Raw genomic sequence first — 12,938 nt, forward strand, 5'->3', positions numbered from 1 at the left:
TGCCTGAGGCTAGATGAACAGCTCGCGCAGATCGTCGACCACCAGATCGGGTTGCTCGTTGGCGATGGGCTCGCCATGGTTGTAGCCGTAGCTCAGGGCCACGCAGCGTACCCCGGCAGCGCGGGCGGCGCGGATGTCGTTGCGCGAGTCGCCGATGAACAGGGCGTGGTCGGCAGACACACCAGCCTTATTCATCACCAACAGCAGCCCGGCTGGATCGGGCTTCTGCTGCGGCAGGGTATCGCCGCCGACGATCCAGTCGAATTCGCCCAGCCCCATGTAGGCCAGCAACGGTGCGACGAAGCGCTCCGGCTTGTTGGTGATCACCGCCAGGCGCACGCCCAGGGTGCGCAGCAGTGCCAGACTGTCCAACACGCCGGGATAGACGCGAGTCAGGGCATGACTGCCGCCATAGAGTTCCATGAACAGCGCCAGGGCCTCGTCGGCGGCGGCGTCGTCCACCGCGGCATGCGCCATGTCGTCGGCCAGGGCGCGACGCACCAGCACCCGGGCGCCGTTACCGATCCACAGCCGCACCTTGGCCAGACCGGCCGGGGCGCGGCCCAGGCGTGCGAGCATGGCATCCACCGCCGCAGCCAGGTCCGGCGCGGAATCCAGCAGGGTGCCATCGAGGTCGAACATCACCAGCTCGGGCGGATGCCCGCTGCCGAGCCGCACCAGGGCGCTCATACCGATTGGGCCTTGGCCAGCTCGGCTCGCATCGCCTGGATCACCGCGGCATAGTCCGGCTGACCGAAGATGGCCGAGCCGGCGACGAAGGTGTCGGCCCCGGCGCGGGCGATCTCGCCGATGTTCTTGACGTTGACCCCACCATCGATCTCCAGGCGGATCGGCCGACCCGAGGCGTCGATCAGGGCGCGGGCCTCGCGCAGCTTGTCGAGGGTGCCGGGGATGAATTTCTGGCCGCCGAAGCCGGGGTTGACGCTCATCAGCAGCACCATGTCGATCTTGTCCATGACGTACTTCAGGGCATCCAGGGAGGTGGCCGGATTGAACACCAGGCCGGCCCGGCAACCGCCATCCTTGATCAGTTGCAGCGAGCGGTCGATGTGCTCGGAGGCCTCGGGGTGGAAGGTGATGTCGGTGGCGCCGGCTTCGATGAAGTCGCCGATGATGCGATCCACCGGCTTGACCATCAGGTGCACGTCGATGGGCGCGGTCACCCCATAGTTGCGCAGCGCCTTGCAGACCATGGGGCCAATGGTGAGGTTGGGCACATAGTGGTTGTCCATCACGTCGAAATGGACCATGTCGGCACCGGCGGCGAGGACCTTGTCGACTTCCTCGCCGAGACGGGCGAAATCGGCGGACAGGATCGAGGGAGCGATGGCGAAGGGTTGCATGGGATAGCCTCGGCTAAGGTGAGTGGCAGCATTGTAACGAAGATCCGCAGGAGGCCGCCGCGTTCCCGCTGCCCAGCCGGCCTGAACGGCGGTAGGCTCGTCGGGGTCCATCGCTGACCCCTGCCGTCCATCCGTTCGAGGAAGTCCATTCGATGTCATCGTCATCCCTGTGGCTGCGTGCCGGATCGCTGCTCTTGCTGGCCCTGGCCGCAGCCGTACAGGCCGAAGAGGCACCACCGGCAGCGGCAGCCGCCCCGCCCACCCCGGTGGCCGCCCTTGCCCCTGCCCCGACCCGCAGCGCCGAGCAACAAGAGGCGCTGAAACGGGGACTACCGGCCGAGCAGCAGAAGCAGCTGCAGGCCGGTGACGAAAGCTTTCTGGCGCTGTTGCGCCCATCGATCCCGGCCAAGGCCCGCGGCATCCTGATCCTGGTGCCGGGCGATGGTGAATCCGCCGACTGGCCCAACGTGGTGGCGCCACTGCGCAACGATCTGCCCAGCTATGGCTGGGACACCCTCAGCCTAAGCCTGCCCGATCCCTACGATCCCCTAGCCGCGCTACGCCGCAGCACAGCCCCGGCGGACAGCGACGCCCAGGCTACTGCCGAGCAGACGCCTCCGCCGGTGACCGGCGGCAGCGGTACGGCGACGGCGCCCCAGACTCAGGCCGAAGCCGGTTCCGGCGAACCGGCCCAGGCGGCCACCGCGCCGGTCGACCCGGAGGCGCTGGCCAACGCCCACGCTGAACGGGTCCTGGCCCACCTCGCTGCCGGCATCGACCTCGCCCTGCAGCAGGGCACCAAGCCCATCATCCTGGTCGGCCACGGTACCGGTGCCTACTGGGCCGCGCGCTACCTGGCGGAAAAGGAACCTAGTGAGATCCACCAACTGGTCCTCATCGACGGCAGCGAGCCGCGCGATATGCCGCCCCGCCTGGTCGCCACCATGGGCAAAAGCGATCTGCAGATCGCCGACCTGGTGCGCCAGCCGAATTCAGCAGCCGCCGTGAGTCGCAAGGACCGCGCCTCGCAGAAGGGCAACAAGAACTACCGGCAGATCGAGCTGCCGGTACATTTCGGTGATCGCGCCGACGAGCAGCAGCAGATCATGCGCCGCCTGCGTGGCTGGCTCGACCACCTGGCTCCCGCCCCGGCCGCTAGCGGAAGCCCCGCCGCGTCTTGATCAGTTGGTAGGCGGCATGCAGTTCGGCGGTGCGCTGGGCAGCGGCATAGACCGCCGACTGGGCCGCGCCGGCGCCCGCCTTCTTGTCCGGATGATGGCGGCTGAGCAGGCGTCGATAGGCCTGTTTGACGGTGGCGGCATCGGCGTCCTCGGTGACGCCGAGCAGGCGCAGAGCCTGGCGGTACTTCTCGTCAGGGGTGGGCTGCCGCGGTGCCGCCTGCACCGGCGGCTGCAAGGCCAGCACCTGGGCTTCGGCCAGGCCCATCGCCTGCCCCCAACCGAGGATTTCGTCACGATCGCCAGGACGCACGCTGCCGCTGATCCAGACCATGCGCCAACAGGCGCGCAGGATGGGTTCGGCGCGCTCGCTGAGGCCTTGCAATTCAGGGGTCGACGGCAAGGTTCCGCCCTTGCCCTCTTCGAAAGCGGCGATGGCGCGGCGACGATCTTCAGCGCTCAGGGCCAACCGCTCGATCTCGCCTTCGGCCTGGCGGATGTGGGCGGTGAGCACGCGGCCACCGCGCTTAGCCAGGCGCCCGAGCATCTGAAATTGCGCCCGATGCTCGAAACGACCGGGTCGCCCTCGCCAACGGGCCTGCCAACCCGCCACGGAGGTCAGCCCCAGTTGGCGCTCCCCCGCATGGGCGAGCAACGCCACCAGCAAGGCGCCCGGGATGCTGGCCACGGCCCAGCCGGCCAGGAAGCCCAGCAGCGTCAGCGGCCAGAACCAGAGCTTCAAGAGGCGGTCCCGAATAGCGACTCCGCTTCTGCCAGACGCTCCAGTGTGCCCACGTCAACCCAGCGCCCCGGCCAGCGCTCGCCGGAAACGCGCCCTGCCGCGATGGCCGGGCGCAGGACGTCCACCAGCTTGAAGGCCCCGGCCGTGCAGCCGGCGAACAGCTGCGGATGCAGCACGGCGATACCGCTGTAGGTGAGCATTTCTGGGACATCCAAGCTGATCCGCCCATCCACCAGGGCGAAATCGCCGCTCGGGTGATGGACGGGGTTATCGACCAGCACCAGGTGTGCCAGGCAGTCCGCCGGCAGTGCCAGGGCGCCGAAGTCGAAATCGGTGCGGATATCGCCATTGACCAGCACGAAGGGCGCGCTGCCCAACAGTGGCAAGGCGCGGAAGATACCGCCGCCGGTCTCCAGCGGCTCACCCTCGGCGGAGAAGCGGATGGCAACGCCCAACCGGCGGCCATCGCCGAGCGCGGCCTCCAGCTGATCGCCCAGCCAAGCGTGGTTGATCACAAGCTCGGTAATACCAGCCGCGGCCAGGGCCCGTATATGGTGCTCGATCAGCGGCCGACCGTTCGCCTCGATCAGCGGCTTAGGCCGGGTCAGCGTCAGCGGCCGCATCCGCTCGCCCTTGCCGGCCGCCAGGATCATGGCCTTCATGCCTCGCCCCGCTCGGCGTGCAACTCGTCCAGCAGCGTGCCCAGGTCGGCCAGCTCAGGCCGCCGCGCCACCACGGTGCGGATGTAGGCGAGAAAGCGCGGGGTATCGGCGACATAGCGAGGCTTGCCGTCGCGATGCCAGATACGGGCGAAGATGCCCAGCACCTTGAGATGACGCTGCACGCCCATGAGGTCCGAGGCGCGCTGGAAGTCGGCGAACTCGGCCTGCACCGGTACCCCGGCGGCGCGTGCCTGCTCCCAATAGCCCAGCAGCCAACGCTGCACCAGCGGCTCCGGCCAACTGAGGAAGGCATCCTTGAACAGACTGGTGATGTCGTAGGTGACCGGGCCGATGACCGCATCCTGGAAATCCAGCACGCCCGGATTGGGGGTACTGAGCATCAGATTGCGCGGCATGAAGTCCCGATGGACCAGTACCTGGGGCTGTGCCAGGGCGCTGTCGATCAGCAGGCGGCAGACCGCCTGCCAGCGCGCGCGTTGCGTCTCGCTGAAGCTCCTATCCAGCTCGCGGCCGACGTACCACTCGGGAAACAGCGCCAATTCCCGCGCCAGCAGAGCCTCATCGTAGAGCGGCAGACTGCCGTTCGTCGGCTGCTTGAGCTGCAAGGCCAGGAGCGCTTCGATGGCGGCCGCGAAATAATCGTCGGCGTTCGCCGCGTTGATCACCTCCAGGTAGGTGAGCTGGCCGAGGTCGCTCAACAGCAGGAAACCGCGCTCCAGATCCTGGGCCAGGATGCGCGGTACGTGCACCCCGGCAGCGGCCAGCAGCGCAGCCACCCGCACGAAGGGACGGCAGTCCTCTTGCGGCGGCGGGGCATCCATCACGATCAGGCTGCGCCCCTCGCCCGCCCAGCGAAAATAACGGCGGAAACTGGCATCGCTGCTGGCCGCGGTCAGGCTGCCGGACGGCACCTCGCCCCAGGCCTGCTCCCGGAAAATTTCCGGCAAAACGGTAGCCAGCCAGTCTTCTATCTGGTTTAAGCGAACATCTTCAGTCATTTACAGCGGATCCCCCGGCCCTAGCCGATGCGCAGGTCATGTTTTATTATCCGCTATCTTTTTGAGCCCATCGAGAGGCCGCGGCCCCTTAATGGCTGGCGTGCAGGACGACTTTAAGGATGGCCGTGAAAACCCCCGCGTTTCGCAGAAAATTTCCCCTCTTGGTAACCGGCAGCCTGCTCGCCATGCAGCCCGTCACCGCCCTGATCGCCGCGCCCGCCGAGCAGTTCAACTGTAGTGCCGGTGCTGGCGGTGGCTGGTCCTGCAACACCCAGGCCCCGGCAGCGGCGCTGCCGCCGCGTCCGAGCAAGGGCGAGACCGCGGGTGTCGCGGCGCAGCCCGCCGCGCGCAAGGGCGACGACGCTGTGCTGGTGACCGAGAGCAAGGGCCGCGCCCTGAAGTCCCGCAGCGCCGACTACAGTCACCTGGACTGGGTCCCGCGCGATCGACTCACCCCGGCCCAGTTGGCCGAGACCGCGCCTTATTGCAGCGGCGCCTACGTCGAGCCGGTGCGTCCGGGCATGTACGACGACACCCCGACCGCCAAGGCTCCCACCTACATCTCCGCCAAGGCCTCGCGCTACGAGCAGGAGCAGCAGGTGGCCACCCTCGCCGGTGACGTGGTTCTGCGTCAGGGCGGCATGCAGGTGGAGTCCCAGGAAGCCAACCTGCACCAACTGGAGAATCGCGGCGAGCTCAAGGGCAACGTCAAATTCCGCGACAACGGCCTGCTGATGGTCGGCGACAAGGCCGATCTGCAGCTGGACAACGGCCAGGTCCAGGTCGACAACGCCGAATTCGTCATGCACCAGAGCCATGCCCGCGGCAGCGCGCTCTACGCCAAGCGCGGCGACGACGCCATCATCCGCTTGAAGGACGGCACCTACACCACCTGCGAACCAGGCAGCAACGCCTGGCAGGTCAAGGGCAACACCGTCACCCTGAACCCGGCGACCGGCCTGGGCTACGCGACCAACGCCACCCTGAGGGTGAAGGACATCCCGGTCCTCTACACACCGTTCATCTATTTCCCGATCGACGACCGTCGGCAGTCCGGCTTCCTGGCGCCCTCGATCAGCACCTCCAGCGACACCGGCTTCGCGATCACCACGCCCTACTACTTCAACCTGGCGCCCAACTACGACGCCACCCTCTATCCGCGCTTCATGGCCAAGCACGGCCTGCAGACCGAGGGTGAGTTCCGCTACCTGACCCACAGCAGCGAAGGCCAGGTCTACGGCTCCTACCTCAAGGACAGCGATCCCGAGCACGCCGGCGAGCCGGAAGCCACCGACAACCGCTGGCTGTACGGTTGGAAGAACCGCAGCGGCCTGGATTCGCGCCTGATGGCCGAGGTGGACTACACCCGCATCAGCGATCCCTACTACTTCCAGGACCTGGACACCGACCTCGGCATCAACAAGCCGACCTATGTCAACCAGCAGGGGCGCCTGACCTACCGCGGCGACACCTTCACCGCCGCACTCAACGCCCAGGCCTACCAGCTGGCGACCGTTTCCGACGTGACGCCCTACAACCGCCTGCCGCAGCTGACCGTCAACGGTGCCCTGCCCTACCATCCGGGCGGCCTGGACTTCACCTACGACACCGAGGCGGTACGCTTCGAGCGCAGCTTCGACGACAACGTCTACTTCGATCTGGATGACAACGGCAACCGGACCAACATCCGTACCCGCCCCGACGTCAATATCTTTGGCCTGGCTCGTGCCAACGGCAATCGCTACAACCTGGCGCCCGGTATCGCCCTGCCCATGACCCAGAGCTGGGGCTTCCTGACCCCCGCGGTACGTTACTACTACACCCAGTACGACCTGGATCTGGACACCCAGGGCCAGAACCAGATCGCGCAGTCCGGTGGCAATTACGACAGCAATCCCAGTCGTAGCGTCCCCCTGTTCAGCCTGGACAGCGGCCTCTATTTCGACCGCAGTTCCAACCTGTTCGGCGAAGGTGGCAAACAGACCCTGGAACCCCGCGCCAAGTACCTCTATGTACCCTACCGCGACCAGAGCAACATTCCGGTCTTCGATACCGGCGAGTACACCTTCAGCTACAGCTCGTTGTGGCGCGACAACCGCTTTACCGGTGCCGACCGCATGGGCGATGCCAATCAGGTCGCCCTGGGCGCCACCAGCCGCTTCATCGAGCCCAATGGCTTCGAGCGCGCCAACGTAAGCTTTGGCGAGCTGTTCTATTTCCGCGACCGCGACGTCCAACTGCCCGGCCTGGAAAACGACCTGCCAGCCGATGCCACCACCTCGCGCTCGCCCTATGCCCTGGCCGGCATGTATCGCTTCAACCGTGACTGGCGCGTGAATGGTGAATACAACTGGGACCCGGTGCTGCACCACACCGACTCCGGCAGCGTCATGTTCCACTACCAGCCGGAAGCCCAGCCGGGCAAGGTCCTGAACCTTGGCTATCGCTACCGCGACAACGTCCGGGTCTACGATCCCAACCTCGGCCGCTTCACCTACAACAGCGACGACTACAAGATCGACCAGCACGACATCTCCTTCATCTGGCCCATCGTGCCGCAGTGGTCGGCCATCGCCCGCTGGCAGTTCGACTACAACAAGAGCCGTACCCTGGAAGCCTTCGGTGGCTTCGAATACGACAATTGCTGCTGGAAGCTACGTCTGATCAGCCGCTACTGGCTCAAGAGCGAAGACGACGTCTACTACACATCGCAAAGCTCCCAAGCCGACCGCGGGGTATTCCTGCAGATCGTGCTCAAAGGGCTCGGCAACGTCTTCGGCGGCAAGACCGAAGGCTTCCTGGACAGAGGCATTCAAGGCTATCGTGAACGTGAAGACCAAGCTATGTAACGCCCTGCGCCCGCTCGCCCTGGGCGCGGCGCTCGCTCTTACCCCTCTGGCTCAGGCTGCTGTGGTACCGCTGGACAAGGTCGTGGCCATCGTCGACAACGACGTGGTCATGCAGAGCCAGCTCGATCAGCGTCTCAACGAGGTCAAGCAGAACATCACCCGCCGCGGCGCGGCGGCACCGCCGGAAAGCGAGCTGCGTCAGCAGGTACTCGAACGCCTGATCCTGGAAGACATCCAGCTGCAGCTGGCCGGGCGCATGGGCGTGAAGATTTCCGACGACGAACTCAACCAGGCCGTCGCCACCATCGCCCAGCGCAATGGCCTGAGCGTGGCCGAGTTCCGCCAGGCCCTGGCCCGCGATGGTCTCTCCTATGACGCGGCCCGCGAACAGGTCCGGCGCGAGATGATGATCAGCCGGGTGCGTCAGCGCCAGGTCGGCCAGCGCGTTCAGGTCACCCAGCAGGAAGTGCAGAACTTCCTCGCCTCGGACCTGGGCAAGCTGCAGCTCTCCGAAGAGTATCGGCTGGCCAACATCCTGATCCCGGTCGCGGACAACGCCGGTACCGCGGGCCTCGACGCCGCCGCGCGCCAGGCCCAGGACACCTACAACCAGCTGCGCCAGGGCGCCGACTTCAACCAGTTGGCCATCGCCCGCTCGGCCGGCGACAACGCCCTGGATGGTGGCGAGATCGGTTGGCGCAAGGCCGCCCAGCTGCCCCCGCCCTTCGACCGCCTGATCGGCAGCGTCGGCGTCGGTGGCATCACCCAGCCGGTGCGTGTACCCGGTGGCTTCGTGATCCTGAAAGTGGAAGAGAAGCGCGGTGGCGAGGCGAGCATCGTCGACGAAGTCCATGTCCGCCACATCCTGCTCAAGCCCAACGCGGTGCGCAGCGATGCCGAGACCCAGCGCCTGGCCGCTCGGCTGCGCGAGCGCATCCAGAACGGCGAGGATTTCGCCACCCTGGCCAAGAGTTTCTCGGAAGATCCGGGTTCGGCGCTCAACGGCGGCGACCTGGGCTGGATCAACCCGGAGTCCCTGGTCCCAGAATTCCGCGAGGTCATGAACAACTCGCCGGTCAACCAGCTGTCGCAGCCGTTCCGTACCTCCTTCGGCTGGCACATCCTGGAAGTCCTGGGCCGTCGGGCCACCGACAACACCCAGCAGGCCCGCGAACAGCAGGCGCTGAATCTCCTGCGTAACCGCAAGTACGACCAGGAGCTACAGACCTGGCTGAGACAGATCCGCGACGAAGCCTACGTCGAGATCAAGCAGTAACCCCCAGGCCGCAGGCATCCCCTGCGGCCTGTCTGTTTCAGGAGCTGTGCATGGTCCTGCGCTTCGCCCTCACCCCCGGTGAACCTGCCGGTATCGGCCCCGATCTCTGCCTGCTGCTCGCCCGTGAGGCCCAGCCGCATGCCCTGATCGCCATCGCCAGCCGCGACCTGCTGGCCGCGCGCGCCGCCCAACTGAGCCTCGCCATCGACCTGATCGAGGTATCGCCGGCCGCCTGGCCCGACCGCCCCGCACCGGCAGGTGCGCTCCACGTCTGGGATACCCCGCTGGGTGCACCCGTGGTCACGGGCCAGCTCGATACCGCCAATGCTGCCTACGTCCTGGAAACCCTGACTCGCGCCGGCCAAGGCTGCCTGGACGGCACCTTCGCCGGCATGATCACCGCCCCGGTGCACAAGGGCGTGATCAACGACGGCGGCGTGGCCTTCTCCGGCCATACCGAATTTCTCGCCGAACTCACTGCGACGCCTCAGGTGGTGATGCTGCTGGCGACCGCGGGCCTGAGAGTCGCGCTGGTTACCACCCATCTGCCACTGCGCGAGGTGGCAGATGTCATCGACCGCCAGACCCTGCTGGACGTGACCCGCATCCTCGACGGCGACCTGCGTCGCTATTTCGGCATCGCCCGGCCGCGCATCCTGGTCTGCGGCCTCAACCCCCATGCCGGCGAAGGCGGGCACCTGGGCCGCGAGGAGATCGAGATCATCGAACCGGCCCTGGCCACCCTGCGCGCCGAAGGCCTCGACCTCGTCGGTCCGCTGCCCGCCGATACCCTCTTCACTCCTAAGCACCTAGAGCACTGTGACGCGGTCCTGGCCATGTATCACGACCAGGGCCTGCCGGTGCTCAAGCACAAGGGCTTCGGCGCCGCGGTCAACGTGACCCTGGGCCTGCCGATCATCCGCACCTCGGTCGACCACGGCACCGCCCTGGACCTGGCCGGCAGCGGCCGGATCGACACCGGCAGTCTAAAGGTGGCCCTCGACACCGCCTACGCCATGGCGGCCCATCGCCGTTCGGTGACCTGAGCGCTCCGGTGGGGGTAAAGGGTCTGCTAAACTGGTGGGTCTTTGCCGTCTTGAATCGCAGGCTCGGCGCCTGCGCCGGAGCACCTGATGACCGAGCTCTACCAACACCGCGCCCGCAAGAGGTTCGGCCAGAATTTCCTGCACGACGCGGGCGTGATCCATCGCATCCTGCGCGCCATCCATGGGCGGCCCGGCGAGCGGCTGCTGGAGATCGGTCCAGGCCAGGGTGCCCTGACCGAGGGCTTGCTGAACAGTGGCGCGCACCTCGACGTCATCGAGCTGGACCAAGACCTGATCCCGCTGCTCAAACTCAAGTTCGGCCTCAACCCCCTGTTCACCCTGCACCAGGGTGACGCCATGAAGTACGACCTCGCCAGCATCGCCAATGGCGAGCGGCTGCGGGTGGTGGGCAACCTGCCCTACAACATCTCCACCCCGCTGATCTTCCACCTGCTCAGCTTCGCCGACGTCATCGCCGACATGCACTTCATGCTGCAGAAGGAAGTGGTGGAGCGCCTGGCCGCCGTGCCTGGCAATGGTGACTGGGGGCGACTGTCGATCATGGTGCAGTACCACTGCCGCGTGGAGCACCTGTTCAACGTCGGGCCCGGCGCCTTCAATCCGCCGCCCAAGGTGGATTCGGCCATCGTGCGCCTGGTGCCCCACAGCGAGCGACCGCACACCGCTAAGGACCCAGCCCTGCTGGAACGCGTGGTGCGCGAGGCCTTCGGCCAGCGCCGCAAGACCCTCAGAAACACCCTAAAGGGCACCCTGGACAGCGCTGCCATCGAGGCCGCCGACGTCGACCCCGGCCTGCGGCCCGAACAACTGGACCTGGCCGCCTACGTGCGCCTGGCCAATCAGCTGGCGGCCCACTGAGTCCCTCCCCTTCGTAGAGAACATTCACGTGACCGAGTCCGATCCGCGCTACCTCATCACCGTGCAGGTCACCACCCGCTACCTGCCCGAGCAATCCAGCGCCAGCCAGGAACGCTACGCCTTCGCCTACGACGTGCGCATTCGCAATGATGGTCGCCTACCGGCGCAGTTGCTCAGCCGCCACTGGATCATCACCGACGGCAATGGCGAGGTGCAGGAAGTCCGCGGCCCGGGCGTGGTTGGCGAGCAGCCGCTGATCGCGCCAGGCGAGACCCACAGCTACTCTAGCGGCACCCTGCTGCCCACCCAGGTGGGCAGCATGAGCGGCAGCTACCAGATGGTCGCCAGCGATGGTCATACCTTCGAGGCTGCCATTCCCACCTTCCGCCTGGCCGTACCGGGCTCGCTACACTAGGACTGCCGATGACGCTGTACGCCGTGGGCGACCTCCAGGGTTGCCTCGACCCGCTCAAATGCCTCCTCGACGAGGTCCGCTTCGATCCCGCGCAGGACCGCCTCTGGCTGGTGGGTGATCTGGTCAACCGCGGACCTCAGTCGCTGGAAACCTTGAGATACCTTTACGCCCTGCGCGACTCGGTAGTGAGCGTGCTGGGCAATCACGACCTGCATCTGTTGGCGGTGGCCTTGGGCGGCGCCAAGCTGAAGAAGCAGGACACCCTGAGCGACATCCTCGCCGCACCGGATCGCGACGAACTGCTGCACTGGCTGCGCCACCTGCCGCTGATCCAGCACGATGCCGAACGCAACTGCGTGCTGGTCCATGCCGGTCTGCCACCCCAGTGGACGTTAGCCCAGGCGCTGAGCCTAGCCGGCGAAGTGGAAGCCGTGCTGCGCGACGACCAGGCCCATGTGCCTTTTCTCGAGCAGATGTATGGCAATGAACCGGCGCTCTGGCATGATGAGCTGCAGGGCCAAGAGCGTCTGCGTCTGATCACCAACTACCTGACGCGCATGAGATTCTGTAGCCCGGAAGGCCAGTTGGAGTTCAAGAGCAAGGAAGGCCTGGACAGCGCGCCGGCCGGCTTCGCCCCCTGGTTCAGCCACGAGCACCGGCTGACCCGCGACGTGCGCATCCTCTTCGGTCACTGGGCCGCGCTAAAGGGTCGCTGCGCAGCGCCCAATGTCGAGCCGCTCGACAGCGGCTGCGTCTGGGGTGGCGACATGACCCTGCTCGACGTCGACGGCCAGCGCCGTTATCTGTGCAGTTGCAAGGAGAAGAAATGAGCGAATTCACCTGTATCTCCCCCGAACGCGCCCTCGAACTGCGCGACCAGGGCGCCCGCATCGTCGACATCCGCGATCCGCACAGCTACGCCAGCCTCCACGTGGCCGGGGCGCTGCGGGTCGACAACCAGAACATCCACGACTTCATCGCCGCCGCCGATCTCGACGCGCCGCTGCTGGTGTTCTGCTACCACGGCCACTCCAGCCAGAGCGCGGCGGCCTTCTTCGCCGGCCAGGGTTTCAGCCAGGTCTACAGCGTCGACGGCGGCTTCGAGCACTGGCGCACCCGCTATCCCGACCAGACCGAGAGCGGTCAGGCCTGAGCCTATCCAAAGGCTGCTGCGCATCGGCCAAACTGCATTGAAAAGAGCCTGGGTCGCCAGACCGGCCTGGGCAGCCCCGCCGCAATACTCATTCAGCACTCGTAAACCCGTTCGTGAGCCCGGTCGAGCGCGAGTCCGATCCGCTTCGCGAGGTGTTTTCGCGAGACCGCCTAGGCGTGACTTGGCCTTAGCTCATGAGCCTTTGAGCAGGCTCTGAACGCGCAAGCAGTCCGCATAACACAGACGATTGACGCTGTGGTTACAAGAATAAACCGAATTGGCTCTTCCACATCTCGCAGATAGGACTATTCTGGAATCAGGCTCGGCGGAAACGTCGGGCTCGATAACCGGCTTT

Annotated in this window: 13 protein-coding genes; 8 read left to right on the plus strand and 5 right to left on the minus strand. The window is 66.3% G+C overall.

What is annotated here, in order from left to right; all coding sequences use genetic code 11:
- Positions 1-9: 9 nt before the first annotated feature.
- Together QZ471_RS23395 and rpe are read right to left on the minus strand one after the other, a co-directional pair.
- Complete coding sequence (locus QZ471_RS23395) at positions 10-690, minus strand: phosphoglycolate phosphatase (RefSeq protein ID WP_295468408.1); 681 nt, start codon at positions 688-690, stop codon at positions 10-12.
- Entirely contained in the window at positions 687-1,364 is a 678-nt protein-coding gene (rpe, locus tag QZ471_RS23400; protein WP_007159730.1) for a ribulose-phosphate 3-epimerase, read from the minus strand. Before rpe ends, QZ471_RS23395 begins: the two co-directional genes overlap by 4 nt.
- A gap of 152 nt (positions 1,365-1,516) precedes the next feature.
- Here rpe and QZ471_RS23405 point away from each other — a divergent pair, with 152 nt between their 5' ends.
- Positions 1,517-2,545, plus strand: coding sequence for a DUF3530 family protein (locus tag QZ471_RS23405; RefSeq protein WP_295468410.1), 1,029 nt, complete (start codon positions 1,517-1,519; stop codon positions 2,543-2,545).
- Here the strand turns inward: QZ471_RS23405 and QZ471_RS23410 are convergent.
- From QZ471_RS23410 to QZ471_RS23420, 3 genes are read right to left on the minus strand one after another with little or no spacing between them, the layout of a single operon-like run.
- Entirely contained in the window at positions 2,520-3,284 is a 765-nt protein-coding gene (locus QZ471_RS23410; RefSeq protein WP_295468412.1) for a DnaJ domain-containing protein, read from the minus strand. The two genes, QZ471_RS23405 and QZ471_RS23410, sit on opposite strands and share 26 nt — an antisense overlap.
- Complete coding sequence (gene murU / locus QZ471_RS23415; protein WP_295468415.1) at positions 3,281-3,946, minus strand: N-acetylmuramate alpha-1-phosphate uridylyltransferase MurU; 666 nt, start codon at positions 3,944-3,946, stop codon at positions 3,281-3,283. The genes QZ471_RS23410 and murU overlap by 4 nt, the downstream gene beginning before the upstream one ends.
- Entirely contained in the window at positions 3,943-4,965 is a 1,023-nt protein-coding gene (locus QZ471_RS23420) for a phosphotransferase (RefSeq protein ID WP_295468417.1), read from the minus strand. Before QZ471_RS23420 ends, murU begins: the two co-directional genes overlap by 4 nt.
- 119 nt (positions 4,966-5,084) lie before the next feature.
- Here QZ471_RS23420 and QZ471_RS23425 point away from each other — a divergent pair, with 119 nt between their 5' ends.
- The 7 genes from QZ471_RS23425 to glpE all read left to right on the plus strand — a co-directional run bounded on the left by QZ471_RS23425 (position 5,085) and on the right by glpE (position 12,583).
- Positions 5,085-7,814, plus strand: a complete 2,730-nt coding sequence (locus tag QZ471_RS23425) for an LPS-assembly protein LptD (protein WP_295468419.1) — start codon at positions 5,085-5,087, stop codon at positions 7,812-7,814.
- Entirely contained in the window at positions 7,795-9,090 is a 1,296-nt protein-coding gene (locus tag QZ471_RS23430; protein WP_059231939.1) for a peptidylprolyl isomerase, read from the plus strand. The genes QZ471_RS23425 and QZ471_RS23430 overlap by 20 nt, the downstream gene beginning before the upstream one ends.
- 50 nt (positions 9,091-9,140) lie before the next feature.
- Complete coding sequence (pdxA, locus tag QZ471_RS23435) at positions 9,141-10,136, plus strand: 4-hydroxythreonine-4-phosphate dehydrogenase PdxA (RefSeq protein WP_295468421.1); 996 nt, start codon at positions 9,141-9,143, stop codon at positions 10,134-10,136.
- A gap of 87 nt (positions 10,137-10,223) precedes the next feature.
- Positions 10,224-11,015 (plus strand): 16S rRNA (adenine(1518)-N(6)/adenine(1519)-N(6))-dimethyltransferase RsmA, encoded by a 792-nt coding sequence (rsmA, locus tag QZ471_RS23440; RefSeq protein ID WP_295468423.1) that lies wholly within the window; start codon positions 10,224-10,226, stop codon positions 11,013-11,015.
- A 28-nt stretch (positions 11,016-11,043) separates the two neighbouring features.
- Positions 11,044-11,430: a Co2+/Mg2+ efflux protein ApaG gene (apaG, locus tag QZ471_RS23445; protein WP_295468425.1), complete on the plus strand. Its 387-nt coding sequence runs from the start codon at positions 11,044-11,046 to the stop codon at positions 11,428-11,430.
- A gap of 8 nt (positions 11,431-11,438) precedes the next feature.
- Positions 11,439-12,260, plus strand: a complete 822-nt coding sequence (locus tag QZ471_RS23450) for a symmetrical bis(5'-nucleosyl)-tetraphosphatase (protein WP_295468427.1) — start codon at positions 11,439-11,441, stop codon at positions 12,258-12,260.
- Positions 12,257-12,583, plus strand: a complete 327-nt coding sequence (glpE, locus tag QZ471_RS23455) for a thiosulfate sulfurtransferase GlpE (protein ID WP_295468429.1) — start codon at positions 12,257-12,259, stop codon at positions 12,581-12,583. The genes QZ471_RS23450 and glpE overlap by 4 nt, the downstream gene beginning before the upstream one ends.
- Positions 12,584-12,938: the final 355 nt, after the last annotated feature.

Source organism: uncultured Pseudomonas sp. (assembly GCF_913774235.1).
Classification (GTDB): Bacteria; Pseudomonadota; Gammaproteobacteria; order Pseudomonadales; family Pseudomonadaceae; genus Chryseomonas.

Bases quoted from the DNA above. Each gene is read 5' to 3' on its own strand.
- QZ471_RS23395 (WP_295468408.1), bottom strand. From the start codon at position 690: ATGAGCGCCCTGGTGCGGCTCGGCAGCGGGCATCCGCCCGAGCTGGTG.
- QZ471_RS23420 (WP_295468417.1), bottom strand. From the start codon at position 4,965: ATGACTGAAGATGTTCGCTTAAACCAGATAGAAGACTGGCTGGCTACC.
- rsmA (WP_295468423.1), top strand. From the start codon at position 10,224: ATGACCGAGCTCTACCAACACCGCGCCCGCAAGAGGTTCGGCCAGAAT.
- QZ471_RS23425 (WP_295468419.1), top strand. From the start codon at position 5,085: ATGGCCGTGAAAACCCCCGCGTTTCGCAGAAAATTTCCCCTCTTGGTA.
- QZ471_RS23405 (WP_295468410.1), top strand. From the start codon at position 1,517: ATGTCATCGTCATCCCTGTGGCTGCGTGCCGGATCGCTGCTCTTGCTG.
- glpE (WP_295468429.1), top strand. From the start codon at position 12,257: ATGAGCGAATTCACCTGTATCTCCCCCGAACGCGCCCTCGAACTGCGC.
- murU (WP_295468415.1), bottom strand. From the start codon at position 3,946: ATGAAGGCCATGATCCTGGCGGCCGGCAAGGGCGAGCGGATGCGGCCG.
- pdxA (WP_295468421.1), top strand. From the start codon at position 9,141: ATGGTCCTGCGCTTCGCCCTCACCCCCGGTGAACCTGCCGGTATCGGC.
- QZ471_RS23450 (WP_295468427.1), top strand. From the start codon at position 11,439: ATGACGCTGTACGCCGTGGGCGACCTCCAGGGTTGCCTCGACCCGCTC.
- rpe (WP_007159730.1), bottom strand. From the start codon at position 1,364: ATGCAACCCTTCGCCATCGCTCCCTCGATCCTGTCCGCCGATTTCGCC.